The organism is Asticcacaulis aquihabitans, from assembly GCF_032490435.1.
GTDB lineage: Bacteria > Pseudomonadota > Alphaproteobacteria > Caulobacterales > Caulobacteraceae > Asticcacaulis.
Genome location: NZ_JAVGWM010000001.1, coordinates 362,207 through 388,543, shown reverse-complemented (window position 1 = coordinate 388,543; position 26,337 = coordinate 362,207). Strand labels below are relative to the sequence as shown.

The following is a 26,337-nucleotide window of genomic DNA, read 5'->3' as shown; positions in this document are numbered from 1 at the left end:
AAATTGCCGCAAGTGGGTAGAAAGTGCCGGGCAAAAATGAAGTTAATGCAAGTATAATATCAAATTATTCAATTTCTTATTTGCACTGTCTGCTTTCTGGCATTCTGGCCTTCTTCTTGCAGCCTTGGTGTCAGGCAAAACGCCGCCGGTCGACAAAATGTCACCGGAATCCCTAGAATAAAGGATAACTAAAATGGCAAGCGTCAATACGAATTTCGGGGCCATGATTGCCCTGCAAAATCTGAATGCAACCCAAAACGAGCTGCAAACTACGCAGCAACGTATCTCTACCGGCCTGAAGGTCGGTAGTGCCAAGGACGATGGTGCTACTTTCGCTATCGCCCAAAGCCAACGCTCCACTGTCTCTTCGCTGAATGCCGTTAAGGACTCACTGTCCCGCGCGTCTTCGGTCATTGACGTTGCGTCTTCTGCCGGTACGTCCGTTTCGGACATGCTGACCCAGCTGAAGGAAAAGGCCCTGGCCGCTTCCGACACCTCGCTGGATACCACGAGCCGCGCCGCTCTGAAGAATGACTTCAATTCGATCCGCGACCAAATCACCAAGACCATCTCTAACGCTTCCTTCAACGGCATCAATCTGTTGGACGGCAGCAAGACGGCGATCACGGCCTTGGCCAACGCAGACGGCACGAGCAAGCTCACTGTAGCTGCGCAAAAGCTGTCGCTCGGCGGTTCGATTGTTACCCTCGGTACAACGGCTTCGTTCTCGACCGCGACGTCGGCCAGCAACCTGCTGACCACGATCGACACGTCCATCAACAACGTGTCGGCGTCTCTGGCGAAACTCGGTACGTCATCGAAGGCTGTGACCAACCATGCCGACTTCGTTGGCAAGTTGCAGGATTCGATCACGGCTGGTATCGGCAACCTCGTCGATGCTGACCTGGCTAAGGAAAGCGCCAAACTGCAAGCGTTGCAAACCAAGCAACAGCTCGGCATCCAGGCCCTGTCCATCGCGAACCAGTCGTCCTCGACGGTTCTGAGCTTGTTCCGCTAATCCGGATGGAGGGCGGGCCCAGCGTCCGTCCTCCACTCTTTTCTGAAGTCCTATTTATCGGAGGACGTTCCGGCGCTTCGGCGGCGGGCGTGACATGGAGATGATAAATAACGTTTTAAGCTTCCCGAATATCAACCCCGACCTGTCCCAGATCAAGCCCGTTCCGGATGTGCCGAAAGAAGTCGCGGGCAGCAGTGCGTCAAGCCAATCCAAGAACGACACCGGGGCAGATCTGGCCAAAGGGCAGGCAAAAGATCAATCGACGCCGGCCTATCAATTGCGCCTGACGGTCGAAAAGGATCCCAAGACTGGGGAGTGGGTCTACAAAGCCATAGATCGCAATACAGGTGAAGTGGTTCGTGAGATGCCCCGAAATGAGCTTGTGGCCTTGCGAAAGTCGTCGAGCTACACAGCCGGTTCGGTCATTAAAACAGAGGTTTAACCCCGAAGGTTAACATCTGAATTTGTTATTATCCACCGTGCATTCATAAATGCGCGGTAAAAGTCGTTTGCGTCCATTAACCTTTTGCTTACCATATTTGTTAAGACTTTGCTGAGTCGGCAATTTATAGAAGGTATATGGCCATGACGGTGAGTGTTCATACGAACTCATCCGCGATGATAGCGCTGCAGAATTTAAACGCGACGAACAAGGGCCTCGAGGACGCTCAGCAGAAGATCAGCACCGGGTTAGCTGTATCGTCGGCGAAGGACAATGCCTCCGTCTACGCGATTGCACAAGGACAACGTGCTGACCTGGGTGGTTTGAAGGCGGTGACCGACAGCCTGAACCGGGCCTCATCTATCGCCGACGTGTCGCTGGCTGCGGGCGAGTCGGTTTCCGACCTCCTCAATCAGTTGCGTGAAAAAGTTGTCGGCGCCATGGACACGTCCATCGACACGACGTCGCGTATGGCTCTGTCCAGCGATTATAAGGCAATTCTCGGCCAGATTTCGCACGTCGTTGAAAATGCGACGTTCAACGGCTCAAACATCATCAATGGTTCGCTGCCGAACGCGATTCAGTTTATTGCGAACGCCGACGCCAACTCGGTGATCACACTCAGCGTTCGTACGATTTCGCTTGGCGGCCCCATTATTACGCTTACGGCCAATTCGACCTTGACGACCGCAACCGGCGCCGGTCTGCTTTTGGCTCAGCTCGATAGCTCTATCGACAATCTCAACGCCAACCTGGGTGCGCTTGGGTCGCAAGCCAAGCAGATTCAAGGGCATCTGAGCTTTATTTCGAAGCTTCAGGACTCCATCACAGGCGGCATTGGCAACCTGGTCGATGCTGATATGGCTAAGGAAAGCTCACGCCTCCAGGCTCTGCAAGTTCAGCAACAACTGGGCACTCAGGCCCTGTCCATCGCCAACCAGTCGCCGCAACAGATTCTGTCCCTATTCAAGTAGGGCGAACCTCTTGAAGAAAAAAGCGGGCTTCGGCCCGCTTTTTGCGTTTTCAGGCCCTAAGCCTGCACGGCCTGGCCAGCAAAAGTTTACGCTTCTTAAGGATTGTTGCCGCATACTGGTAAGAATGTGTCTTTGAACCCTTTAGCCGAGTATCGCTGTGACTGTGTCGTTTGATGCTTCATTGTTGGTGAACTACTATAATGCGAAGGCGGGAATCCCGGCGCAGACGGATAGTTCTGGCTCGTCGACATCTGGGACGAGCACGACAGGTTCGACCAAAACCAATTCGCCGACCGGCCAGGCCGACGCGCCGCGCGCGCCTTGGACCGGCTCGTCCGGGATGGCAAGCGAAAGCGATCTGGTCACCAAGGTTCTGGGCGGTCAGCGGTTTATCAACTATAATGCGGTCACGTCAAACGTCGCCAATGCGTCAACGGATTATAACAAGCTGTTCACCCTGTATCAGGGGCTGAGCGCCCTGGAGGGGCTGGCGACCAAGGCGCAGGACTCGAAGACCTCCGCTCTTACACTGGCATCCATACAACGCCGCTTTACGGCCGGTATGGAAGAGGTGCGCAGCTATATTTCCGATACCAGTTACGACCACATGGCGCTCAGCACCGGTACGCTGACCAATGAGTTGAAAAGCACGGTTGGAACGGCGCGGACCGACACGCTCTACACAGCGCCGGCTATTCATTCGGGTTCGGCGACCACTGCGGTGAAGGCCTTTGATGGCGACGTCAAGTTTTCCATGACCGTCAAGAAGATCGGTACGGCCACACCGTTCACGGTCAATATAGATTTGTCTGAGATGGGCGCCCAGACCCGCAGCATGTCGAACGTTGTATCGTATATCAATGGCAAGCTGAAAGAGCAGGGGCTCCAGACCCAGTTTACGGTCAACCGTACGCCTGCGGTTCCAACCACGACAACCGTCAACGGCAAGACCGTAACATTGTCGGCCGGCCAGGATAGTTTTGGACTGCAAATCAAGGGCGTGACTACCGAAGCCGTGACGATGAGCGCGCCGGCGACGGCGGATTCGGTTTACGTGGTTCAGACAACCGGTGATCCGACCATCACCACTACCAAGAAGAATGCCGACGGGACCACAACAAAGACCAATGCTGTTTCCTCGCAACTGATAAAGTTCCAGACTGACCAGTCTTCCACGACCGATCAGCCCGGCGATCCGATTTCCAAGGTTGGCGCGAAATACTGGGTAGATGGTGAGGCAGGGCAGACTGCGTTGCCGAACAGCGTCGCCAACATCGATGACAATGGCACTTCTGCCGATACCATAGCTAACGCCCTGCAAACGGCTGCCGGTCCTGATGGTTCGGTCTACGTCCTCGCCAATGTCAACAACACGACGGATGACCAGACGATCAAAGGGCGTCAGGACGTGGCGCTGATCAAATACGATTCGGCGGGCAAGATCATTTTCACCCGAACGCTTGGCGCGTCTGATTCGGCATCGGGTTTGGCTTTGGCGGTTTCGGCTGATGGCAAGGTGGCCGTTACGGGCTCCGTGACGGGAGCGCTTGATATCGGCGTAACCAAGACGACGACCTATGGCACCGGTTCCAATACAGCGACAAGCACGTCGACGACGACGACCAGCCTGAACGGGGCAAACAACACGACGTCCGACAGCTTCGTCACCGTTTATGACGCTTCGGGCGTCGAGCAGTGGACGCAACGGCGCGGCAGTTCGGGCGCGGATGAAGCCACCTCGGTGACCTTTGGCAACGACGGTTCCGTTTACGTCGGGGGGCGCACGCAAGGGCTCATGCAAGGTGCGTCCGGTCAGGCGAATGGCGGGTGGGACGGCTATGTGATGGGCTTCACCGCTTCTGGTACCCACAAGTTCACGATCCAGACCGGCACAGCCCAGACTGATACGGTCTCGCAGGTTGCGACGGACGGTAACACGCTTTATGTCGCTGGCGTAGAGGGGGGGCAGGCCACCCTAAAAAGTTACGCGATGGGATCGCAGGTCGTCGATAAGACGTCGACAAACGCGCAGGGCGTAACCACGACAACGCAAGTCACACAGTACTCCGCCACTCAGACCGCAGCACGCAATCTCGGAGGGATCGGTGGGGGGGCGATAAGCGGTATTTCCATCTACAATGGTCAGGTTTATCTCGGCGGATCCAGCGGCTCCGCTGACCTGCTCGGGGGCGGCAGTAATGCCGCGACCAGCTATTCCGGCGGATATGATGCCTTCGCGCTTCACGTTGATAAGGATCTGACTGTCACGAGTGGTGACCGCGTCGCATTTTATGGCGGTGCGGGCACGGAAAAGGATGCCAAGGTCCAATTTTCGGACGGCAAGGCCTGGATTTCCGGCCAGACGACCGGGGATATTACCGGAACGACCAAGATCAACAGCAAGGACGCCTATCTGGCGCGGCTGAATATCGATAGTGGTCAGGTCGAATATCAGACCCGGTATGCTGGCACGAACGGAACCGTGGCGCCGAATGCCATTGCCATTTCGAAGAATTCCTCAAGTGTGCTGGATCGTCTTGGACTTCCGCTTGGCAAGGTCGAAACGACGGATTCCAAGCTGATCACCGCGGGCACCAGCGTGCGGACCGGCGACCAGTTCTATCTTGTCGATTCGAAGACGGGCATCAAAAAGACGATTACCATCGACGCGAACGAAACGATGGCCACTCTGGCAAAAAAGATCAATCGCGCATCAGGGTACAAACTGACGGCGGATGTCACGAAGGTGCTTGGCAAGCAACTTGACCAGTTGGACATCAAGCCGAGCAACAAGAGCTCCGAAATGCAGATCGTGGCTGGTCCGGCTGGCAAGGATGCCTTGGCCGGGCTTGGCCTGGATCCTGGCCTTGTCAGCAGCAAGGCTGGACAGACAATGGATGCGTCATCAAGCAACTATCTGACATCGCAAAAGGCCATCGGACTGGATTTCGATACATCGATCAATCTGAATTCATCTGCCGGCATCACCAAGGCGCTGGCGGCGTTGAAGACGACGATGAAGAACGTGCAGAAGGCCTATTCCTATCTGCGCTACGGTGACCCCCAGGACAGCACCAGTACAAAAGCCGGCAAGACCGGCGGGACGGTGCCGCAGTACATGACCGATCAGATTGCCAATTATCAAGCGGCGCTTAACCGTCTGACGGGCGGCTGACCGCCAGAAAAAGGCGGCATAAAAGTCGGGCGACGCTTTCGAAGGGTTTGCCTTATTTTGGCGTCACGGCTATGGTTAAGCTTCACGACAGTGCGCCGGAAACGTCCGGCTGCCGAGAGGGGAGCTTGCCACTGTGAAGGATCAAAAGCGCTGGATCGCCATTGGGATTGGCGCCACGGTCGCCATCGTTATCGGCGTCATTCTGGCTATGGGTATGTCGCACGGTCATAAGGACGATCCGAAGATGAACGATCAGCCGACCGGGCTGACTTTCAAGGTGGCCGACCCGACGCCAACCCTCGATTCCAAGAAGCCTTTGCGCTGCTATGTCAATGGTGCCTATGTCGGTGACGTGACCTTGGCGGAATGTGCCAAGAAGAATGGTGTCGCAGCACAGCAACTGGATGTCGGCATCGACGATAATGGCAATCAGGTGGCAGCGCCCACGGCGTCACTCGTACCCGTCCCCGGCGCACCCACAAGCACACCGACCGCAGCGGCCGAACCCGATCCAGCCCAGGGGGCGGAGGTTGTTCCCAGTACTCAGGCCGTGGCCGGACCGACCGCCGCATGTTTGCGCTACAGCAGCAATTCCTGGAACAGGCTGGCCGACAACATTACGATCGGCCAATGCGCCATTCTGCTTTATGATGGTCGATGTGTTTCGCCGGGCCAGGCGTCTTACGGCCGATGGGGCAGTAAGACACTGCGCCTCGTTCCGAAGCGTGTCGAGCAATCGGACGACAACGCCACCTTCCGCCCGCTGGTCGATCAAGGTCAGGGCTGCTCGGTTCCCATGGTCAGATAGGCAAAGGGCTTAGTAATGTCTTCCAGAACGGTTTTGATAATGGGGCTGGCGCTCGCCGGTTTGGCGTTGGCCGGATGCCAGAAGCGCGTCAAGGCGCCTGATGTGCTGGGCGCTTGCTATTTTGTCGGGTATCCGGCGGGTGGCGGTTTGAAATTCAACAAGTTGTCGGACAATGAGCCAGACTTGGAACATTGCGCCGTTCGGGTGTATAACGCGCGAATGGATCTGATGGCCACACGTACGGCTGGAGAGCAGACGATCGGCGCTTATAATGGCACCTTCCTCTTCGCCAGCGGTCGTGAAGTCCGATATTCGCGCAACTACGAAGGGCCGGCTTTTCCGCTGCTGGTCAAGGCGCCTGACGGGCGTCTGGTAGCGCCGGGGTCGGTCGTACAACAGGAAGCACCACCCAGTGGCCCTGTGACCGTAGATGTGCCGGACAACCTGCCCAAAATGCCGTCCGACGGCAAAAAGTAACAAACTGTGGAAGAGGCGGGGCCGGGGGCGCAAAAGCATCTCCGGCCCTTCCCTTGTGCGCCGTAAGGTTCTAAAGTTAACCATTCGAGTCGCGCGTAAAAGTGTCGCGAATCGGCATGCATGTGAACAAATGGGCGCGTTTAAGCGCCTAGGGTTTATGATAAGGAAATTACGATGGCAGGCAGTGTCAATAAGGTCATTTTGGTTGGCAATCTGGGCAAGGACCCGGAAATTCGCAATATGCCTTCAGGTGACCGTATCGCCAATCTGACAATCGCGACCTCGGAGCAGTGGCGCGACAAGGCGACTGGCGAGCGCAAGGAAAAAACGGAATGGCACCGGGTCGTCATCTTCAATGACAATCTGGCCAAGATTGCGGAGCAATATCTGCGCAAGGGCTCGTCCGTCTATGTCGAGGGCGCCTTGCAAACCCGCAAATGGACCGACCAGAATGGCGTTGAAAAGTATTCGACCGAAGTCGTGCTGCAGCGCTTCAACGGCAACCTGACCCTGCTTGGTGGCCGTGGCGAAGGCGGCGGGGCTGCCTCTTCCGGTGGCGGTTACGACCAGTACGAAGATTCCTATGGCGGTCCGCCTGCTTCGGCTGGCGCGCGTGCCCAGCCGTCCGGCGCGCCGCAGGCTTTCGATCTTGACGACGAAATCCCGTTCTAAATTTCGGGAACGGATCCTTTTCAGTAGAGCGTTTCAACAATCTTCGCGGCCCTTAGGTGGCCGTGACGATGTAACCAAGATATTGAATATATGAACGATACCACATCCGGCGAAGGTCAGGGACCAGAAGATCAGGAACCGCGCGACGTGCCAGCGAGCCCGTTACCGCCCGGCATCAGTCACGTCTCCATCGAGGACGAGCTTAAGCGGTCATATCTTGACTATGCGATGAGCGTGATCGTGTCTCGTGCCTTGCCTGACGCACGGGACGGGCTGAAACCTGTTCACCGCCGTATCTTGTATTCAATGCATCAGTTAGGCATGCAGCCCAACAAATCCTATTCGAAATGCGCCCGTGTTGTTGGCGACGTGTTGGGCCGTTTCCACCCGCACGGTGACCAATCTGTGTACATGGCTCTGGTACGTATGGCCCAGCCCTTCTCGATGGGGTTGATGCTGATCGACGGCCAGGGCAATTTTGGTTCGGTCGATGGCGATCAGCCGGCGTCGATGCGTTATACCGAATGTCGCATGGCGACGTCGGCCGTCGCCCTACTTCAAGACATCGAACAGGACACGATCGACCTTCAACCAAACTACGACGGTAAGGAAGAAGAGCCGACGGTTCTGCCGGCACGCATTCCGAATCTGCTGGTCAATGGGGCAGGCGGCATTGCTGTCGGCATGGCGACCAACATTCCGCCGCACAATTTGGGCGAACTGATCGATGCCTGTATCGCCATGCTCGATAATCCAGCCGTTACGCTGGAGGAATTACTTGATATCGTTCCCGGACCGGACTATCCGACCGGCGGCGAAATCCTTGGTCGCGCCGGCGCCCGCCAAGCCCTTATGACGGGCCGCGGATCGGTTGTGACGCGCGGCAAGGCCACCGTCGAAACCCTTCGCAAGGATCGCGAAGGTATTGTCGTTACCGAATTGCCTTATCAGGTCAATAAGGCGACTCTGATAGAACATATTGCCGACATGGTGCGCGAAAAGCGGATCGAAGGCATTGCCGATATTCGCGACGAATCCGACCGTCAGGGTATGCGCATGGTCATTGAGCTAAAGCGCGATGCCTCGGGCGATGTGATTCTCAATCAGCTTTATCGGTTCACGGCGCTGCAATCGTCGTTTGGCGTCAATATGCTGGCGCTCAATCACGGCCGTCCGCAGCAGATGGGCCTGCGCAAGCTGCTCGAAATCTTCCTCGAGTTCCGCGAAGAGGTGGTTGTTCGTCGCACCCGGTTTGAACTGAACAAGGCACGTGATCGCGGCCATGTGCTGGTCGGTTTGACGATAGCCGTCGCAAATATCGACGAAGTCATCCATATTATCCGGTCATCCGCAGATCCGTCGGAAGCGCGCGAACGCCTGTCCAGCCGTACCTGGCCGTCGGGTGACATGGCGCCTTTGATCGATCTGATCGCCGACCCGCGTTCGATTGTGCTGGAAGATTCGTCCGTCCGCCTTACGGACGAACAAGCCCGCGCTATCCTGGCATTGACGCTGTCGCGACTGACCGGCCTTGGCCGCGATGAAATTGGCAACGAAGCCCGTCAATTGGCCAACGCCATCGCCGAATACCTCGCCATTCTGGGCTCACGGGAACGCATTGTTGCGATCATTCGTGACGAACTTCTTGAAGTTCGCGCGAATTTTGCCGTGCCGCGCCGTACGGTCATTCTGGACAGCGAAGGCGATATCGAGGACGAAGACCTTATCCCTCGTGAGGATATGGTCGTTACGGTTACGCACTCCGGCTATGTCAAACGCACGGCGTTGGCGGCCTATCGTGAGCAACATCGTGGCGGCAAGGGCCGTTCCGGTATGGCGATGAAGGATGAGGACGCCATAACGGGTGTCTATTCCGCAACGACTCACCAGCCGATGCTGTTCTTCTCGTCCACTGGCAAGGCGTACAAGCTAAAGGTCTGGCGTTTGCCGCTAGGCAATCCCCAATCTAAGGGCAAGGCGTTCGTCAACCTGTTGCCGCTGGATACTGGCGCGACCATAACCAATATTCTGGCGCTGCCGGAAGATGAGGCGGCCTGGGAACGTCAGGACATTATCTTCGCGACGCGGGCCGGCGATATCCGACGCAACAAGCTGTCGGATTTCGTAAACGTCAACCGAGCCGGCAAGATCGCGATGAAGCTGGAAGACGGAGACGCCATTGTAGGGGTCGCCATCTGCACAGAAGACCAGGACGTTCTGTTGTCCACTTCCGGCGGCCGTTCGATCCGCTTTGCGGTCGACGAAGTCCGTGTCTTCAAGGGACGCGACTCGACCGGCGTGCGGGGCGTTCGCCTTCTGGGCGACGACACGGTTATATCCATGGCCATCCTGAAACGTGTCAATGCCAGCCCGGCAGAGCGCGCCGCTTATTTGAAATATGCAGCTCAGCAGCGCGCCGCTGCCAATGCCGAGGAGGGCGAGGATGCACCTGCGCCGGCCGAGGAAGACGGCGAAGAGGGCAGCGAAGAGGCGAGCCTGACACCGGATCGTATCGCCGAACTGGCGGCCGCCGAAGAATTCATTCTGACGGTGTCTGACAACGGCTTTGGCAAGCGTACGTCGTCTTACGACTATCGCCGTACGGGCCGCGGTGGTCAGGGCATTACGGCCATGGATCTGTCCAAGCGGGGCGGGCGTCTGGTCGCTTCGTTCCCGATTCACCTCAGTGACGGTTTGTTGCTGGTGACATCGGGCGGGCAACTGATCCGTACCAATGTCACGACCGTTCGCGTCGCTAGCCGCAATACTCAGGGCGTCACCATCTTCCGAACCTCCGAAGGTCAGAAGGTTGTTTCGGTCGAACGGATTGTCGATTCGGGCGAGGATGAGGGCGGTTCACCGGACGAGGTCATTGCGCCCTCCGACGCAAGCTGATTCTGAGTGCTGCGGGAGTTCGGGCACTATTAGATGTTGGGGGCTGTTCCGGCCGGTTTGGGTCGGGACAGCCTCTAAGGCGGAAAGGGCGCTGTATGAGAATTGGCCTGTACCCGGGGACATTTGATCCCATAACCAACGGCCATAGCGATATTATCGGCCGCGCGGTCAAGCTGGTTGATAAACTGGTCATCGGCGTAGCGCGTAACGCCGGTAAGGGGCCGATGTTCACCATCGATGAACGCGTGGATATGGTGCGCGAACAGGTGGCGCATCTGGGTGACAGGGTCGAGGTGCGGCCGTTCGAAAGCCTTTTGATGTACTTCGCGCAAGAGGTCGGTGCGGGCGTCATTATTCGCGGCTTGCGCGCGGTGGCAGATTTCGAGTACGAATTCCAGATGACGGCGATGAACCAGCAGCTTAACCGCGATCTGGAAACGGTGTTTTTGATGGCTGATCCGCGACATCAGGCAATTGCCTCGCGTTTGGTCAAAGAAATAGCCCAATTGGGCGGCAATATCGCGCCGTTTGTGGCTCCCAGTGTGGCGGAACGCCTTCTGGGGAAGGTCAAAACATAGCTGCCCGCGTCCTGCGGTGTGGCGGGGCACAAGTAGAGAGACGGGAAATTTGATGTCGGGTTTGAAAAAGAAGGCGCTCTGGGCGGGGGCGATAGCGGCTTTGATGGCGGCGACATCGGCTTTTGCGCTCGACCCGGGCTATCGGGCGCCCGACCCTAATAATACGCTTGTCATTGATACGACCAAGGGACGCGTCATCGTCGAGCTTTATCCCAATATTGCACCGCAAAGTGCTGAGCGCCTGGTAACCCTTACGCGCCAGCATTTTTATGATGGTATCATCTTTCACCGCGTCATCGAAGATTTCATGGCGCAGACCGGCGATCCGAAAGGTACCGGCATGGGCGGTTCGACCTTGCCCGACGTGAAGGGCGAGTTCACCCTGCGGCATGATCCAAGCTGGCCGCTGACGGTCGCGACGCGGCCAAAAGGCTCGCTGATCGGTTTTGTCGGCGCCATGCCTGTACAAAGCCAGGTCAATGAACTGGCGGCCATTACCGCTGACGGCAAGACAACGGCGTGGGGGCTGTATTGCCAAGGCGTCCTTGGCATGGCGCGCGACAATTCCCCGGATTCGGCCAACAGCCAATTCTTTCTCATGCGTGGTGCCAACGCCAATCTTGAAAAGCACTATACCCCTGTCGGTGTGGTCATCTACGGTCTCGACGTGGTGCGTAAGCTGAAGATTGGTGAGCCGCCGGTTAACCCGGACAAGATGACGACGGTGCGTCTATTGGCCGATATGCCTGAGGCCGACCGTCCGCAAGTCGAAATCATGGATACAGCATCGCCGCAATTCCAAGCGGTTCTGGACGCGGTCCGTAAAGACAAGGGCGAAAACTTCTCCGCCTGTGATGTGACTGTTCCAACCAAACTGCTAAACCCGCCGCCCGTTGCGGCCGACGCGAAGGCAACGCCGGCATCAACTGCGGTGCCGACTGGACGTTAAGTTTCGAAAAAAAGCGCCGGTGCTCATCGGCGCTTTTTTTGCAATGGCCTACGCCGTGGCCTGAGCGGGACGATGGGGGCCTCTGCGGCGTCGGCGGCGTGTTTTCTTCTTCGCCATCGACAGCAGCAAGCCTTCGCGTAAGCCGCGATCCGCCACGCGCAGGCGCTGGCAAGGCCAAAGGCGCTGGACGGCTTCGAGGATGGCAGCCCCTGCGAGCACCAGATCCGCACGATCCCTACCGATGCAGGGTTCAAGTTCGCGCCCGGAAGGACCAAGTTCGATCAGACGTGCAATGACCGCCTGCACGTTGTCGTGGCCCATCCACAGGCCGTCGACCTTGGAACGATCATATCTCTCCAGGCGCAGGTGCATGCCGGCCAGAGAGGTAATCGCACCGGAGGTACCGACAATGTAGGCTTCACCGCAATCGAAATGACCGCGCAGGCTCTCAGGTGCATCGAAATCGCGCAGCGAACGGCTGACCTCTTCGACCATGCTTTCAAACCATTGGCGCGTATCCCCATTACTTGGCTCGGGAAAGCGCTCTGCAAGGTTCACGACGCCTATGGGAAGGGATATCCAGTAGCGTGGCTTGGGCAATCGCCGGGCCATGCGCAACGCGTTGTTCTGGACCGTGGTTTGCGCGTCGACCAAGCTTGTCGTTGATGAAGCGGCCACATCGTCGGCCAATTCAACCCAGCTCAGCTCTGTCGATCCCCCTCCAACATCCATGACCAGTGCGGCACGGGCTTGGGGCGTGACCTCACGCCCGTCCAATAGCGAGGCACAGCCGACGACGGACAGGTGGGCTTCTTCCTCTGGCGTGATGATGGTAAGCTTCAATCCGGTTTCACGCTCGACGCGCGTGATGAACTCCTGGCCGTTGAGAGCTATGCGGCAGGCTTGAGTCGCGACGGCTCGTATCCGCGCCGCGCCGCGCTTTTCGATTTTTTCAGCGCAGATTTTCAGCGCTTTCAAGGCGCGCTCCATGGCACGTTCATGCAAACGGCCAGAGTGTGCGAGGCCTTCCCCCAGCCGCACGATACGGGAAAACGCTTCGATAATACGAAATTGGGAGTTATGCAGGGTGGCTATCATCAGGCGGCAATTATTGGTCCCGAGATCGAGGGCCGCATAGATGATTTGGGAATCGCCGCCCCGGGCCGGTACATCGCCCGGTGCCCGGCCTTGGCCGGCAGGCGTCACGCGCCGCCGATCTTTTGAGGGAGCCCGATACATGGCTCATACCCCGCTATTAGATGGACGGCGGTCCAACACCATGTTGAAAGCCATAACTTTTGTCGTGGCAGCCATCCTTTGAGTTTTACTCTAGGCGGGGGTGGTGTTCATGCCAACCGATAATTTTGTCGAATGCAATAGCTCCCACGGTTTTAAAACAAACCACAAGCGCGGTTCATGAAAATGCGTGACGCGTGACAACCAAGTGGGGAAGGCCAGTGCGCAACGGCGCGCTTTACGGTCTGATAGGGGCGACTAGAGCGGAGGTTTCGAATCGTTCCATGCCAGAACAACGGTCAGCAAAATTCGGCATCGGTCAGGTGGTCAAGCACAGCCTGTTTGACTTCCGCGGCGTTGTTTTCGATGTCGACCCGGAATTTTCCGATACGGACGAATGGTGGCTGGCGATTCCGGAAAGCGTACGGCCGCAGAAGAACCAGCCATTTTATCATTTGCTGGCCACCAATGGTGAGAATTGTTACGTGGCTTATGCGTCCGAGGGCAACCTATGTCCCGACGATACCGGCCAGCCGCTTCAGCATCCGCAAACCAAACTTCTTTTCGAACGGTTCGAGAACGGTCGCTACCTCCCCAAGCAGCGTATGGCTAACTAAAGCGTATCTGTTTCGGGAAAGCAATTTAAGCCACAATCGGAAGCAATTCTTTACCGCTCGTAAGAGCTGGCTATCGAACGGTTCAGTTCCCGTTCATGTCCTGCAGCCGATATGTAGGATAAGGACTTGTAAGTTTATCGCCATGAAAATGTCACGCAAATCTTGGAAAGACTTGGTGAGCCCGCTGGGACTCGAACCCAGGACCCTCTGATTAAAAGTCAGATGCTCTAGCCGGCTGAGCTACGGGCTCATGAAGATAAGTCACGCTTGACCCGCTTTTAAAAAGAGTGGATCAAACATGCGCTCTTCATAGAGGGGAGTTTTTGTTTTCGCAAGCGCGAGGCGTTGAAAAAAGACGCTTTTTTTTGGTATTGTTTTTTTATGTGCGGAATAGGCTATAACGGGGTAAGTCAATGCCTCCAAAAAGGCATTGGTGGTTTGAAGTGGTGAGGGGGACTTTGATGAAGCCTGGCGTAACGGTAGACAAATGTCTCCGAAGTTGCGCGGTAATCGCGTTGGCGGCCGGAGCGCTTTTGTCCGGCTGCGCGTCCAAGCCACGTTACAATCCGGCGGGTACGTACCCAGAGACCAGCAGCGCGCCTGACAGCCGCGGCCGTGCCAAGGATCCGCAGGCGGTGAGGTCCAGCACCGACGATCAAAATGACAGTTGGGGGGACGCCGTTATGGCTCCCCTAGAAGACCTGAATTTGCGCAAGCGCGACATTCCTGAAATCTTGTCGCGGGCTGTGGTTAAGCCCTATGACCTGACGGGGTTGGACGGTTGTGATGCGATTGCGGCAGAGGTGATTAAGCTGGACAGTCTGCTTGGTGCCGATTTCGACGAGCCGCCGCCGCCGGCTGACACGCGCACCCTGACAGAAAAAGGCGGCTCCATGGCGGGCGATGCGGCGCGCGGTTCTGTTCGTAATGCGACCCGTAGTATTATTCCGTTCCGTGGCCTGGTCCGGCAAGTCACCGGCGCACAACGTCACCAGAAGGAAATGGATACAGCTATTCAGGCGGGCAAGGTTCGCCGCGCCTATCTTAAGGGCGTGGGCATGAACAAGAATTGCGCCCCACCGGCGGCGCCGTCATGGTTCGTGCCGCGCGTCTATACCGACACCTATTCGGATGGTAATTCGGGAAAACCCAAGCCCATCAAGGTGCCGGACAAGCCGCGCAAGAAAACACGTCGGTAAATTGATGTCATTGACCGGGGCAAGATGACGCCGAGTGGGAGGTCATCTCGCCCGGGTAGCGCAATTATGCGTCGGTCGTCCATCGGCTGCGGAGGTCGGTGCGCAAGGCGTCGAACGTGCCGTCTGCGATGGCGGCACGCATGCGAATCATAAGGGCCTGGAAGAAGGCGATGTTGTGCCAGCTCAGCAGGGTTTGGCCGAGGATTTCCTCCGCCTTGACCAGATGATGCAGATACGCCTTTGAGTAGTCCCGACTGGCGGGGCAGTCGCTTGTCGCGTCTAATGGCGCGTCGTCTTCGGCGAAACGCGCGTTTTTCAAATTGAGCGGGCCATCCCAGGTCCAAACCTGGCCATGACGGCCTGAGCGGGTCGGTAACACGCAGTCGAACATGTCGACGCCACGCGCAACACCCTCCAGAAGGTCAATTGGCTTGCCAACGCCCATAAGATAGCGCGGCCGGTCCCATGGCAGGATCGGTGCGCAAAAATCCAGCGTGTCGCACATAGCCTGGTGGCCTTCGCCGACTGCCAATCCGCCGATGGCGTAGCCGTCGAATCCGATGTCGAGCAGGCGCTCCGTCGATTCGCGGCGCAGATGCTCAAAGGTGGAGCCCTGCTGAATACCGAACAGGGCCTGGGCATCGCGCGTGCCAAACGCCGTTTTGGAACGCAGGCCCCAGCGGGCTGACAACTGTAACGCTTCTCTCGCGCGCTTTTCATCTGCCGGGTAGGATACGCATTCGTCAAGCTGCATGACGATATCGGAGCCCAGCAAATCTGCCTGGATTTCGATCGACCGTTCCGGCGACAGAATGTGCTTCGAACCATCTATGTGCGAAGCAAATGTGACCGCGTCTTCCTTGACCTTGGATATCTTGGACAGGCTCATAACCTGGAAGCCGCCGCTGTCGGTCAGAATCGGCGCCTCCCACCCCATGAATTTATGCAGGCCGCCAAGCCGCGCTATGCGTTCAGCAGTTGGGCGCAGCATCAGATGATAGGTGTTGCCCAGAATGATCTTGGCATGCGCCTGTTTCACCATATCGAGCGTCAGAGCCTTGACCGTGGCGGCGGTCCCCACCGGCATGAAAATCGGTGTCGGAATATCGCCTCGCGGTGTCTTAAGCACACCCGTCCTGGCCTGGCCTTGGGAAGCGATAATTTGAAACGGAAAAGCGGTCATTTGGATATATTGGTCAGCAGCGACGCGTCGCCATAGGAAAAGAAGCGGTAGCCTGTATCGATGGCATGGCGATAGGCTTTTTTCATGTTCTCGGTGCCGGCAAGGGCGCAAACAAGCATGAAGAGCGTTGATTTGGGCAGGTGGAAATTGGTGATCAGCAGGTCGCAGGATCGAACAACAACGCCGGGCGTTATGAATATGGCCGTCTCGGCGCTGAATGGGCGAATGGTGCCTTGCGCATCGCAAGCCGATTCCAGAAGGCGCAGGGAGGTCGTGCCAACGCAGATAATCCGACTTCCGGCGGCGCGGGCAGCATTGATGCGCGTAGCGGCGTCTTCGCTCACAACGCCAAACTCGGCATGCATGACGTGGTCACGGGTATCCTCGACCTTTACCGGCAGAAAGGTGCCGGCACCGACATGCAGGGTTACACGGACGAAGGACACGCCCTTGGCATCCAGCTTTTCCAAGAGTGCTGGTGTGAAGTGCAGGCCGGCCGTAGGCGCCGCGACCGACCCTTCGTCGGTGGCGAATATCGTCTGATAGTCGCGTTTATCCTGTTCGTCCTCGTGCCGCTTGGAACGGATATAGGGGGGGAGGGGCATGCCGCCGACGACGTGCAGGCGTTCCAAAAGTTCCTGCGGACTATGATAAAAATCGAGCGTATATAGTCCGTTATCGTCCTTTGCCGACACGAGGGCGCGCAACTCCGCATCATCGCTTTTGAAAAGCAAGTTATCGCCCGGCTTGACCTTTCGACCTGGTTTCAGGAAAGCCTGCCACTGCGCCGGTCCCGTAGATTTGACGAGGGTAGCCTCGATGCTGACCGTGCTGTCGTCGCGGAGGCGAACGCCGTCAAGCTGGGTCGGGAGGACGCGGGTGTCATTGACGACCAGAACGTCGCCAGGCAGCAAAAAGTCGGCAATATCCCCGACATGACTGTCAGTCAGGCGGCTGCCGTCGACGCGAAGCAGTTTTGCCGCCTCGCGTGGTTCAGCCGGCCGCAAGGCTATGCGGTCTTCGGGGAGGTCGAAATCGAAATCTGAAATTAGCATGCCGCGTCTCAAACGCGGAAATGGCGATCAGGTCAATACTTAAACTAAACCGTCAAATCGCTATCGGGCGTGCGCGCGACTTCATCACGGCAGGCACGAAGCCACGCCAGCCCTTCGTCAAGCGTATTGAAATTCGCCAGGGTGCGCGTTGGAAACAAGCCCTGCGTTATAGATAAACGGGCGCGAACCAACGCATCATCGCTGATAATGGCAGTAAAGGTGCCGGCATCGCGGCCTTGTGCCAGTCCGTTCCACCGCGTGGCTAGGTCTTCAATTTCCGTCGTCATGATGGTGCCGTCGAAACGGCGCATGTCAATTATGCTGTCGTAGGTCCACGCATCCGGTATGTCGAGGAGTTGCAACATCATGGTGTTGTTTACGTCTTCACCGCCTAATTCGCCGATGTAGCGGATCGTCATGATCTTCGTCGTGTTGTCTATCGACAAGGTGACGCGTGAGCGGGCCATAGCAAGTTCCCAGCAGACTGACGCTTTAATAGACGTCTGTACAGTCGTGACCTACCAGAGTCCCCCTTAAGGTTTAGTTGACGTGGCGGCAATGGTGGGGTGGCGTTTTCAGGCCGACAGACGTAGCGGTAGCGGCGGCGCCTTAAGCCAGTCTAGACCTTCGTCGAATGTATCGAAAAAACCGATGCGACGATGTGCGAGCGCATCGACATGCGGCAGCAGTAGGGACCGTAAGGACAGGTCGGAGCTAACCACGGCCAACTGCCTGCTCAGGGGCGGATATGGGGTTTCAGGACAGTCGAGTTTTTGCCAACGCGCCAGAATGGTCGAGATATCCGACTCGTTTATCTCGCCAGTGAAGCGACGAAAGTCGAGCAGGACATTATAGTTCCAGGGTTGAGGTACCCGGCGCAGGTGCCCAATTAAGTCGGGCGCTTCATCGCACTCTTCGCGCCAGCGATACAGGCGTATGACCAAAATCAGATTATCAACATCGACGGTCAGGCGAAGATGGGGCCGGCTACTGGTACTCATGATATACTCATTTACGCTACAGCGGGTACTACCTCTGATAGATTTGACCGTAGCGTAAATGAGTTTAACGAAGGCTTTATAGGCGCACCGAATTAGGCGTCGGCGGCAACTTTCATCGAAACGATCTTTCCCGGTGTGCGGGGCGGCTCGCCCTTGGGCAGGGCATCGACATTTTCCATGCCGTCGGTGACTTGTCCCCAGACGGTATATTGGTTGTCGAGGAAACGGGCGTCATCGAAGCAGATGAAGAACTGGCTGTCGGCGGAGTCCGGGTTTTGCGAACGGGCCATCGAGCAGACACCGCGGACGTGCGGTTCGCTGTTGAATTCCGCCTTCAGCTTCTTGCCGGAGCCGCCGAAGCCTTGGCCTTGAGGGTCACCACCCTGAGCCATGAAGCCCGGGATGACGCGATGGAAGACGATGCCGTCGTAAAAGCCTTCACGCGCCAATTCCTTGATGCGGGCGACATGGTTCGGCGCCAGGTCCGGGCGCAGGCGGATGGTGACCGGACCGGTGTCCAGCGTCAGGATCAGGGTGTTTTCGGGATCGTCGGACATGGATGTCTCCTTTGGTTTGGATGCGCCTGACATAGGGGCTCGGTCGCGGAATTGCAAAATAAAACTGGTTGGTGTTGTGCGCGGTACTTATCCGGCGCATTCGTCCGGCTTTTTCTCGCCCGGACCATACATGGCGCAGGACCGGTCGATTTCGTCCTGGATCATTTCGCAACGGTTTTGAACATTACAGGGCGGATGAGTGGCCGGTGAGACCTGGATGCACCGTTTGACGAGGTGGTCGGCCGCGGCCTTGCCGATTTGAGCTAGGCAGGTGCTGTCGGGCGCCAATCTCTGCGGGATGGCGCTCATAGCAACGGCGTTGACGGATGCCTTTTCGTTCATCTGCGAGGCCTCCGCCGGGGTGGCTACGTCCGCCGGCTTTTCGCGTGGGGAACAGGCGGCCAATAGGGCGAGGGCGGAGAGGAGGATGGCTTTGCGCATGACAGGTCCTTTCTGTTCACCGGTTCATAGCAGTGACGCGCGTAAGGAAAAAATAGTTTCCGCAAATCCGGTAAAACCAAGTATAGAGCCGGTCATGAATGACGATACCCAAGATGAACCCCGCCGCCGCATGGTCAAGCCGCCGGAAGGCGGCAATCTGTCTGGCCGAGCCAAGGGGCACACGGCGGTCAAGACAGCGCGCTTTCGCACCCAGTCTTCGGCGAAGTGGCTGGAGCGGCAACTGAATGATCCATACGTCCAGAAGGCCAAGGCCGAAGGATGGCGTTCGCGCGCTGCCTTCAAGCTGATCGAATTGGACGAGCGATTCCATTTCCTGCGCAAAGGGGTTCGCGTGGTCGATCTGGGCTGTGCGCCGGGTGGTTGGGTGCAGGTTGCTATCAAACGCGGCGCCTCCCATGTCGTCGGCGTCGATCTGTTGCCGGTTGACCCGATCGCAGGCGCGGAAATGATCGAAGCGGATTTCACCGACCCCGCCATCGGCCCACGTCTGATGGAAATGATGGGGGGGAAGCCGGATGTCGTCCTGTCGGACCTGGCTCACAACACGGTCGGGCATAAGCAGACCGACCACCTGAAGATTATGGGCCTTCTTGAAATGGCCGGGGATTTTGCGCTTGATAATCTGAAACCTGGCGGCACGTTTGTCGCCAAGGCGTTTCAGGGGGGCGAAACCGAGCAACTGCTTCTTAAGCTAAAGCACACCTTCGACACGGTGAAGCATTTCAAGCCGAAATCTAGCCGCGCCGGTTCGACGGAAATCTATATTGTCGCCCAAAATTACAGAGGTTCATAATCTTTGGGGGCTCATAATTTCGGGGGCTGATAATTTGGTTGTCGCAATGTACCGGCAGGATTAGGATTGCCACCAACCTGGAGGGGCCATGAAAAAGCTGCTTGCTGCCTTTATTGTCGTTGTGCTGGTTTTTCTGGCGATCTGGACCGTTCCCTACTGGACGCATGGCTCTAAGGATGTTGTAGTGACCGGCGTCGATCATAAAGTCATGAAGGACCACGGGCAGGTGAAAGACGTCTATCTCGTCTTCACTACCGACGAAACCTACAAGAATGTCGACAGCCCGGCTTACCTGAAGTTCAATTCTTCCGATATCCAGGGGAAGCTGATCCAGACGGGGCGTTTCCGCATCAGCTATTACGGTTTCCGGATTCCGGTGTTTTCCATGTATAAGAATATCACCAAGGCCGAAAAAATTTCTTAGCTTTTCGGCTCCTATGCGGTGGCAGGGCGGTATCTTCTTGGCTTTACGATAGGGACCTGTTATTTCGGTCCTGCCCGGACGAGACGCGCCGTACCCGGTTAAGACAAGACGACGCCTGTTTGTTTTTGACAAAAGAGCGTGATTGCAATGTCGTCATTTCTTCCCTTGCCATGGGTATGCCTTATCACTGCCGGGCTGTTCGAAGTCTGCTGGGCTATAGGTCTTAAGTACAGCCAGGGCTTTACCAAGCCCGCAGCCTCCATATTCACCGTCGTTACCTTAGCACTGAGCATGTTTCTGCTCGCCAAGGCTGTGGAAACCCTGCCGATCGGTACCGCCTATGCGATCTGGGTCGGTATAGGCGCCTTGGGGGCGGCCATCCTCGGCATATTTGTGTTTCATGAGGCCGTCACGCCACTGCGTGTGGTTTTTCTTGCCATGCTTTTATGCGCAATTGTTGGCTTGAAGGCGACGTCGGGCGGTTCTGCGTGATCGCGCCGTGACCTTTGAAACAAATATTTTCCTTGAAGGTCTTTACGTAGCCGTTCGATTCCCATAGGAACAACCCGCAAAATGGAGAGTTCCTTATGGAAATACGCGAAGGCTTAACCTTCGACGACGTTTTGCTGGAGCCCGGTCCCTCGGACGTGGTGCCCACTCAGGTCGATACGAAAACCAAATTCACCCGCGAATTGACGCTCAATATCCCGCTGGTCTCTTCGGCCATGGATACGGTCACCGAAGCGCGCTTAGCCGTCGCCATGGCGCAGGCCGGGGGAATGGGTATTGTCCACCGCAATCTGACGGTTGAAGAACAGGCCGACGAAATTCGCTCGGTCAAGCGTTTCGAGTCGGGCATGGTCATCAATCCGATTGTCATCCATCCAGACACCAAGCTGGCGGAGGTGAGGGATATCATCGCGCGCAAGCATATTTCTGGCTTTCCGGTTGTCGAGCGTGAGACCAACAAGTTGGTCGGTATCCTGACCAACCGTGACATCCGCTTTGAAAGCGACGGTTCCAAAATCGCCGCCGAAGTGATGACGACGGAAAACCTGATCACCGTTCGCGAAGGCATCGACCAAGACAAGGCGCGCGGCCTGATGGCCAAGCACCGGATCGAACGCATTATTGTCGTTGATGAGGCCTATCATGCGGTCGGCCTGATCACGGTCAAAGACATGGAAAAGAGCCAGGCCTACCCGCTGGCGGCCAAGGACGGCGCAGGTCGCCTGCTGGTCGGGGGCGCATCGACGGTCGGCGACGCCGGCTTTGAGCGCTCGATGGCGCTGGTTGAGGCCGGTGCCGACGTGGTGGTTATCGACACCGCCCACGGCCATTCGATCCTGGTGTCTCAGGCTGTGTCACGCCTGCGCAAGGAAACCAACAAGGTTCAGATCATTGCAGGCAATGTCGCGACCTATGACGCCACGCGTGCCCTGATCGACGCAGGCGCTGACGCGGTTAAGGTCGGCATTGGTCCTGGGTCCATCTGCACCACGCGCATGGTCGCCGGTGTTGGCGTGCCGCAATTGACTGCCATCATCGACAGTGCCCGCGCTGCCGAAGGGACCGGCGTGCCGATCATCGCTGATGGCGGCATCAAGCTGTCCGGCGATCTGGCCAAGGCAATCGCGGCCGGTGCCTCATCGGCCATGCTAGGGTCGATGTTTGCCGGGACTGAAGAAGCGCCGGGCGAAGTCATCCTGTATCAGGGGCGTTCATACAAATCCTATCGTGGTATGGGCTCGGTCGGCGCCATGGCGTCGGGATCGGCGGACCGCTATTTCCAAAAGGAAGTGCGCGACACCATGAAGCTGGTGCCCGAAGGCATCGAAGGCCAAGTGCCGTTCAAGGGACCGATTTCGCCGGTTATCCATCAGTTGGTGGGCGGCTTGCGAGCGTCCATGGGCTATGTCGGCGCGCATACGATCGATGAATTCCAAGCGCGTGCGCGTTTCGTCAAGATCACCGGCGCCGGGTTGCGTGAAAGCCATGTCCACGACGTCATGATCACGCGGGAAGCGCCGAATTACCGTCAATAAAGCGTGCGTGGGCCAGTCGCTGAAGGGAGACACAGATATGACTCATGAGCTTTGGATACTGGTCCTTGCCGCTGTGCTGGGCATCATTCAGGTCGGATTGCCACCGATAGCGGCCATGTCGCGCAAGGGCTACGCCCAATGGAATGCCGGCCCGCGGGATACGCCCTTTGACACCGGACCGATGGCCGGACGCCTCAATCGGGCGTTCAGCAATTTCATGGAAACCTTTGCGTTCTTTGCGGTTGTTGTCATCGCCCTGGCGTTCGCCGGAAAGTCATCCGACATATCGATGTGGGGGGCGCGTATGTATTTGGCCGCGCGTGTCGTCTATATCCCGCTCTATGCCTTCGGCGTAACCGGTGTGCGATCGCTGGTTTGGATTATTTCCCTGATTGGCATCCTCATGTGCCTGTACACGCTTTTTACCTAAGGACCTGACTTGACCCCTGCCGCCCGCCTGCAAGCCGCTATTGAGATCCTCGATCAGTTGTCGGGAACGCGTGCGACTGCCGAAGCCGTGCTTAAGCAATGGGGGCAGGCCAATCGTTACGCGGGATCAAAAGACCGACGCGCCATCGCCGATCGCGTCTATCGCTGCCTTCGCGGCAAGCAACGTCTGCTATGGGCCATGCAGGCCGATGAGCGCGGAGCAGGACGCGCGCTTGTGCTGGCGTCGCTGTCGCTGGTCGATGGGCTGTCCATTCCTGAGATCGAAGTCTTGTTCAGCGGTGAAGGGTATGGGCCCAAGGCCTTAAGCCAGGCCGAACGCGAGCGTTTGGAGGGCGGCGAGGGCGAAGCCCCGGCCTGGGTGACGACCGGTTTGCCGCAATTCGTCGTATCGCGTTTCGAAACCCAGTTCGGTGCGGATTGGCCGGCGGAAGCGACAGCCCTGATGATGCCGCGCGCGCCCATAGACCTGCGCGTCAATGGCAACAAGACGACGCGCGAAGCGATGATCGAAGCTCTGGAAGCCGACGGTTTATCGCCGGAACCGACGCCGTTTTCGAAATATGGCATTCGTCTGAGCGCCGAGCCGCCGCCCAATCTGGTCAAGCTCGACATCTATCAAAGCGGCCAGATAGAAATTCAGGACGAAGGGTCGCAACTGGCGGCCTTTATCGCCGGGGCGGGACTTCTGCCTGGGGCGGCGAAGGTGGTCGACTTTTGCGCCGGCGGCGGTGGCAAGACCCTGGCCTTGGCCCAGATGATGGACGGTAACGGCGACATCTATGCCTGCGACGTGGTTGAAAAGCGCCTGAAAGCGATTGAGCCGCGCCTGCTGCGGGCGGGTGCATCGGCACATTTTATGCACTTCTTCGACCCGGACGATACGGCGCAGCTTGAAGTTCTGAAAGGGGCCGACCTGCTCCTGGTCGATGCGCCGTGTTCGGGCTCGGGCACCTGGCGACGGCATCCGGAAGAGGCGCACCGCCTAAGCGAAGACAAGGTCGCTGCCTTGCATACGCTCCAAACCCAGATTCTCGACCGGGCCGCGCAATGCGTCAAAATCGGCGGGCGATTGGTCTATGTCACCTGCTCGGTGCTGGACGATGAAAATGCCCGCACGGCCGATGCTTTCGAAGCCGCGCATCCCTTCTTCGATGCCCTGCCGATCCATACCCTGCTTGAACACGGCGGGTTATACATCGATCACACCGCGCGTCTCACCAAACTGGCCCGAACCGGCCACCGCCTTTCCCTGACACCACATACCACCCAGACCGACGGCTTCTTTATCGCCGCCTATACACGGACCCAGTAAGACATGGCTTTGCCGCACCACGAAACGCTCCTGATCATTGATTTCGGCTCGCAGGTCACCCAGTTGATCGCCCGCCGCGTCCGCGAATGCGGCGTCTATTGCGAGATTCATCCCTTCACGAAGGCCGCCGATAAAATCGACAGCCTTCGGCCCAAGGCGGTTATCCTGTCGGGATCGCCGCACAGCGTCATTGACGCCGGTCCGCGCATCGATGCCAAACTGTTCACGTTGGGGATACCCGTCTTCGGCATCTGCTATGGCGAACAACTGATGTGTGAACTGCTGGGCGGCAAGGTCGAAAGCGGCCACGACCGGGAATTCGGCCGGGCTGAAATCGACGTCGTCAAGGCATCTCCGATCTTTAAGGGGCTGGAAGCCAAGGAAACCGTGTGGATGAGCCACGGCGATCGCGTGACGGCCATTCCGGACGGCTTCGATGTTATCGCCACCTCCGAAGGCGCGCCGTTCGCCGCCATAGCCGACGAAGAACGTCGGTTTTACGCCGTGCAGTTCCACCCGGAAGTGGTGCACACCCGGCGCGGCACCGACATGATCCGTAACTTCCTGTTCGAAATCGCCGGCTTTAGCGGCGACTGGTCGATGGCCGCCTTCCGCGAGGAGATGGTGGCGCGCATCAAGGCGCAGGTGGGGACTGGCAAAGTCATTTGCGGCCTGTCCGGCGGTGTCGATTCGTCGGTTGCGGCCGTTCTTATTCATGAAGCCATTGGCGAACAACTGACCTGTGTCTTCGTTGACACCGGTTTGTTGCGCAAGAATGAAGGCGAGCAGGTCGTCTCCCTGTTCCGCGACCATTACAATATTCCGCTGGTCCACGTTCAGGCTCAGGATAAGTTCCTGGGCGCGCTGGCTGGCGTCGCTGACCCGGAGGTCAAGCGCAAGACGATTGGCAAGCTGTTCATCGACGTATTTGACGAAGAAGCCGCCAAGATCGATGGCGCCGAATTCCTGGCCCAAGGGACGCTTTATCCGGACGTCGTCGAAAGCGTATCGCCGCATGGCGGACCGTCCACAGTCATCAAGTCGCACCACAATGTCGGTGGTCTACCGGACTACATGAAGCTGAAACTGGTCGAGCCGTTGCGCGAGCTGTTCAAGGATGAAGTGCGTGCACTTGGCCGCGAACTGGGGCTCAGCGAGCAATTTGTCGGCCGCCATCCCTTCCCAGGGCCAGGTCTGGCCATTCGCATTCCCGGCGAAGTGACGCCGGAAAAGGTGAAGACCTTGCAGGACGCCGACGCCATCTATCTCGATGAGATCCGCAAGGCAGGCCTGTACAACGACATCTGGCAGGCATTCGCTGTCCTGCTGCCGGTCAAGACGGTCGGCGTTATGGGCGATGCGCGCACCTACGAAGATGTGCTGGCCTTGCGCGCAGTGACATCCTCGGATGGAATGACGGCCGATTTCTACGAATTCCCCTGGCCGGTCCTTGGCCGCTGCGCCACCCGAATCGTCAATGAGGTGAGGGGCGTCAACCGCGTCGTCTATGACGTGACCTCCAAGCCGCCCGGCACCATCGAGTGGGAATAACCGCGAGCATCTTGAAACCAAACGGTGAGACGGACGAATGCTGAAATTCGACCTTGATCAAGTGCTCGCTGAACTCAGTTCTCGCGAGCCGATCTTCCATCGTCGGGAGTTTGGCATAAGTCGCGAAGCTCTTCTCGACATGACGGCAGACGACTTCTGGGAAATTGGCGCCAGCGGCAAGAGTTACGATCGCAGCTTTGTCATCGAAACTCTGCTGGAGCGATATAAAACGCCGGAACCTGATAATTGGTCGTGTTCAGATTTTTCTATCCGTCAACTAAGCGAAGGCCTTTACCAACTCAACTATGTTTTGTTGCAACCAGACCGGCGCACCCGCAGAACGACGCTTTGGCGGAAATCGGGTGAGACTTGGCAGATCGTTTTTCACCAAGGGACCGTCATTACCTGAAAGCAGACGTATCGACCGTGTCTAGGTTTTTGCGTGTCGTCAGACGGGAAATGGT

The 26,337-nt window shown here is 57.5% G+C and carries 27 protein-coding genes, 1 tRNA gene and 1 riboswitch; of the genes, 20 read left to right on the top strand and 8 right to left on the bottom strand.

The features are described from left to right. Nucleotides 1-193: 193 nt before the first annotated feature. The 10 genes from RCJ00_RS01865 to RCJ00_RS01820 all read left to right on the top strand — a co-directional run bounded on the left by RCJ00_RS01865 (nucleotide 194) and on the right by RCJ00_RS01820 (nucleotide 11,988). Complete coding sequence (locus tag RCJ00_RS01865; protein WP_316219905.1) at nucleotides 194-1,018, top strand: flagellin; 825 nt, start codon at nucleotides 194-196, stop codon at nucleotides 1,016-1,018. A gap of 100 nt (nucleotides 1,019-1,118) precedes the next feature. Beyond that, nucleotides 1,119-1,460 carry a flagellar protein FlaG gene (locus RCJ00_RS01860; RefSeq protein ID WP_316219904.1) on the top strand — a complete coding sequence of 114 codons (342 nt, stop codon included), beginning with the start codon at nucleotides 1,119-1,121 and terminating at the stop codon, nucleotides 1,458-1,460. Nucleotides 1,461-1,603: 143 nt separating this feature from the next. After that, on the top strand, nucleotides 1,604-2,434 hold the full coding sequence (locus RCJ00_RS01855) for a flagellin (RefSeq protein ID WP_316219903.1): 831 nt from the start codon (nucleotides 1,604-1,606) through the stop codon (nucleotides 2,432-2,434). A gap of 157 nt (nucleotides 2,435-2,591) precedes the next feature. Continuing rightward, nucleotides 2,592-5,609, top strand: coding sequence for a transcriptional regulator (locus RCJ00_RS01850; protein ID WP_316219902.1), 3,018 nt, complete (start codon nucleotides 2,592-2,594; stop codon nucleotides 5,607-5,609). A 133-nt stretch (nucleotides 5,610-5,742) separates the two neighbouring features. After that, nucleotides 5,743-6,417 (top strand): hypothetical protein, encoded by a 675-nt coding sequence (locus tag RCJ00_RS01845; protein WP_316219901.1) that lies wholly within the window; start codon nucleotides 5,743-5,745, stop codon nucleotides 6,415-6,417. Between the two features lie 15 nt (nucleotides 6,418-6,432). After that, the gene (locus RCJ00_RS01840) at nucleotides 6,433-6,894 is read left to right on the top strand and encodes a hypothetical protein (protein ID WP_316219900.1); all 462 of its coding nucleotides are present in this window, start codon (nucleotides 6,433-6,435) and stop codon (nucleotides 6,892-6,894) included. A gap of 174 nt (nucleotides 6,895-7,068) precedes the next feature. Then, nucleotides 7,069-7,566, top strand: coding sequence for a single-stranded DNA-binding protein (gene ssb, locus RCJ00_RS01835; protein WP_023457782.1), 498 nt, complete (start codon nucleotides 7,069-7,071; stop codon nucleotides 7,564-7,566). 90 nt (nucleotides 7,567-7,656) lie between these two features. Then, a complete protein-coding gene (gene gyrA, locus RCJ00_RS01830; RefSeq protein WP_316219899.1) occupies nucleotides 7,657-10,461 on the top strand; it encodes a DNA gyrase subunit A in 2,805 nt (934 codons plus the stop codon). Nucleotides 10,462-10,556: 95 nt separating this feature from the next. Then, on the top strand, nucleotides 10,557-11,039 hold the full coding sequence (gene coaD / locus RCJ00_RS01825) for a pantetheine-phosphate adenylyltransferase (protein ID WP_316219898.1): 483 nt from the start codon (nucleotides 10,557-10,559) through the stop codon (nucleotides 11,037-11,039). A 52-nt stretch (nucleotides 11,040-11,091) separates the two neighbouring features. Then, entirely contained in the window at nucleotides 11,092-11,988 is an 897-nt protein-coding gene (locus RCJ00_RS01820; protein WP_316219897.1) for a peptidylprolyl isomerase, read from the top strand. A 48-nt stretch (nucleotides 11,989-12,036) separates the two neighbouring features. Here RCJ00_RS01820 and RCJ00_RS01815 read toward each other — a convergent pair whose 3' ends face one another. After that, nucleotides 12,037-13,227 carry a Ppx/GppA phosphatase family protein gene (locus RCJ00_RS01815; RefSeq protein WP_411267515.1) on the bottom strand — a complete coding sequence of 397 codons (1,191 nt, stop codon included), beginning with the start codon at nucleotides 13,225-13,227 and terminating at the stop codon, nucleotides 12,037-12,039. 281 nt (nucleotides 13,228-13,508) lie between these two features. Between RCJ00_RS01815 and hspQ the strand changes: the two genes are divergently transcribed. After that, on the top strand, nucleotides 13,509-13,841 hold the full coding sequence (gene hspQ / locus RCJ00_RS01810; RefSeq protein WP_316219895.1) for a heat shock protein HspQ: 333 nt from the start codon (nucleotides 13,509-13,511) through the stop codon (nucleotides 13,839-13,841). A 173-nt stretch (nucleotides 13,842-14,014) separates the two neighbouring features. Here the strand turns inward: hspQ and RCJ00_RS01805 are convergent. Next, nucleotides 14,015-14,091, bottom strand: a tRNA-Lys gene (locus tag RCJ00_RS01805). A 433-nt stretch (nucleotides 14,092-14,524) separates the two neighbouring features. Between RCJ00_RS01805 and RCJ00_RS01800 the strand changes: the two genes are divergently transcribed. Then, complete coding sequence (locus RCJ00_RS01800) at nucleotides 14,525-15,040, top strand: hypothetical protein (RefSeq protein ID WP_316219894.1); 516 nt, start codon at nucleotides 14,525-14,527, stop codon at nucleotides 15,038-15,040. A 64-nt stretch (nucleotides 15,041-15,104) separates the two neighbouring features. On the opposite strand, the gene tgt is transcribed toward RCJ00_RS01800, so the two are convergent. From tgt to RCJ00_RS01770, 6 genes are all read right to left on the bottom strand, one after another. Continuing rightward, nucleotides 15,105-16,223: a tRNA guanosine(34) transglycosylase Tgt gene (gene tgt, locus RCJ00_RS01795; protein WP_316219893.1), complete on the bottom strand. Its 1,119-nt coding sequence runs from the start codon at nucleotides 16,221-16,223 to the stop codon at nucleotides 15,105-15,107. Further along, entirely contained in the window at nucleotides 16,220-17,278 is a 1,059-nt protein-coding gene (gene queA, locus RCJ00_RS01790; RefSeq protein WP_316219892.1) for a tRNA preQ1(34) S-adenosylmethionine ribosyltransferase-isomerase QueA, read from the bottom strand. The genes tgt and queA overlap by 4 nt, the downstream gene beginning before the upstream one ends. Nucleotides 17,279-17,322: 44 nt before the next feature. Continuing rightward, nucleotides 17,323-17,745 carry a hypothetical protein gene (locus tag RCJ00_RS01785; RefSeq protein ID WP_316219891.1) on the bottom strand — a complete coding sequence of 141 codons (423 nt, stop codon included), beginning with the start codon at nucleotides 17,743-17,745 and terminating at the stop codon, nucleotides 17,323-17,325. Between the two features lie 108 nt (nucleotides 17,746-17,853). Continuing rightward, entirely contained in the window at nucleotides 17,854-18,279 is a 426-nt protein-coding gene (locus RCJ00_RS01780) for a hypothetical protein (protein WP_316219890.1), read from the bottom strand. A gap of 92 nt (nucleotides 18,280-18,371) precedes the next feature. Further along, nucleotides 18,372-18,836 carry a peptidylprolyl isomerase gene (locus tag RCJ00_RS01775; protein WP_316219888.1) on the bottom strand — a complete coding sequence of 155 codons (465 nt, stop codon included), beginning with the start codon at nucleotides 18,834-18,836 and terminating at the stop codon, nucleotides 18,372-18,374. Nucleotides 18,837-18,923: 87 nt separating this feature from the next. Next, nucleotides 18,924-19,277, bottom strand: a complete 354-nt coding sequence (locus RCJ00_RS01770) for a hypothetical protein (RefSeq protein WP_316219887.1) — start codon at nucleotides 19,275-19,277, stop codon at nucleotides 18,924-18,926. Between the two features lie 94 nt (nucleotides 19,278-19,371). Between RCJ00_RS01770 and RCJ00_RS01765 the strand changes: the two genes are divergently transcribed. From RCJ00_RS01765 to RCJ00_RS01730, 8 genes are all read left to right on the top strand, one after another. Continuing rightward, nucleotides 19,372-20,091, top strand: a complete 720-nt coding sequence (locus tag RCJ00_RS01765; protein WP_316219885.1) for an RlmE family RNA methyltransferase — start codon at nucleotides 19,372-19,374, stop codon at nucleotides 20,089-20,091. An 88-nt stretch (nucleotides 20,092-20,179) separates the two neighbouring features. Beyond that, nucleotides 20,180-20,515: a DUF1523 family protein gene (locus RCJ00_RS01760; protein WP_316219884.1), complete on the top strand. Its 336-nt coding sequence runs from the start codon at nucleotides 20,180-20,182 to the stop codon at nucleotides 20,513-20,515. A 48-nt stretch (nucleotides 20,516-20,563) separates the two neighbouring features. Then, nucleotides 20,564-20,632: riboswitch (guanidine-III (ykkC-III) riboswitch) on the top strand. Nucleotides 20,633-20,662: 30 nt separating this feature from the next. Further along, entirely contained in the window at nucleotides 20,663-21,007 is a 345-nt protein-coding gene (locus RCJ00_RS01755; protein ID WP_316219883.1) for an SMR family transporter, read from the top strand. Between the two features lie 95 nt (nucleotides 21,008-21,102). Then, nucleotides 21,103-22,560, top strand: coding sequence for an IMP dehydrogenase (gene guaB, locus RCJ00_RS01750; RefSeq protein ID WP_316219882.1), 1,458 nt, complete (start codon nucleotides 21,103-21,105; stop codon nucleotides 22,558-22,560). A 37-nt stretch (nucleotides 22,561-22,597) separates the two neighbouring features. Beyond that, the gene (locus RCJ00_RS01745; RefSeq protein ID WP_316219881.1) at nucleotides 22,598-22,990 is read left to right on the top strand and encodes an MAPEG family protein; all 393 of its coding nucleotides are present in this window, start codon (nucleotides 22,598-22,600) and stop codon (nucleotides 22,988-22,990) included. Nucleotides 22,991-22,999: 9 nt separating this feature from the next. Beyond that, nucleotides 23,000-24,322, top strand: coding sequence for an RsmB/NOP family class I SAM-dependent RNA methyltransferase (locus tag RCJ00_RS01740; RefSeq protein WP_316219880.1), 1,323 nt, complete (start codon nucleotides 23,000-23,002; stop codon nucleotides 24,320-24,322). A gap of 3 nt (nucleotides 24,323-24,325) precedes the next feature. Continuing rightward, the gene (gene guaA, locus RCJ00_RS01735) at nucleotides 24,326-25,873 is read left to right on the top strand and encodes a glutamine-hydrolyzing GMP synthase (protein ID WP_316219878.1); all 1,548 of its coding nucleotides are present in this window, start codon (nucleotides 24,326-24,328) and stop codon (nucleotides 25,871-25,873) included. A gap of 37 nt (nucleotides 25,874-25,910) precedes the next feature. Next, nucleotides 25,911-26,282, top strand: coding sequence for a nuclear transport factor 2 family protein (locus RCJ00_RS01730; protein WP_316219877.1), 372 nt, complete (start codon nucleotides 25,911-25,913; stop codon nucleotides 26,280-26,282). Nucleotides 26,283-26,337: the final 55 nt, after the last annotated feature.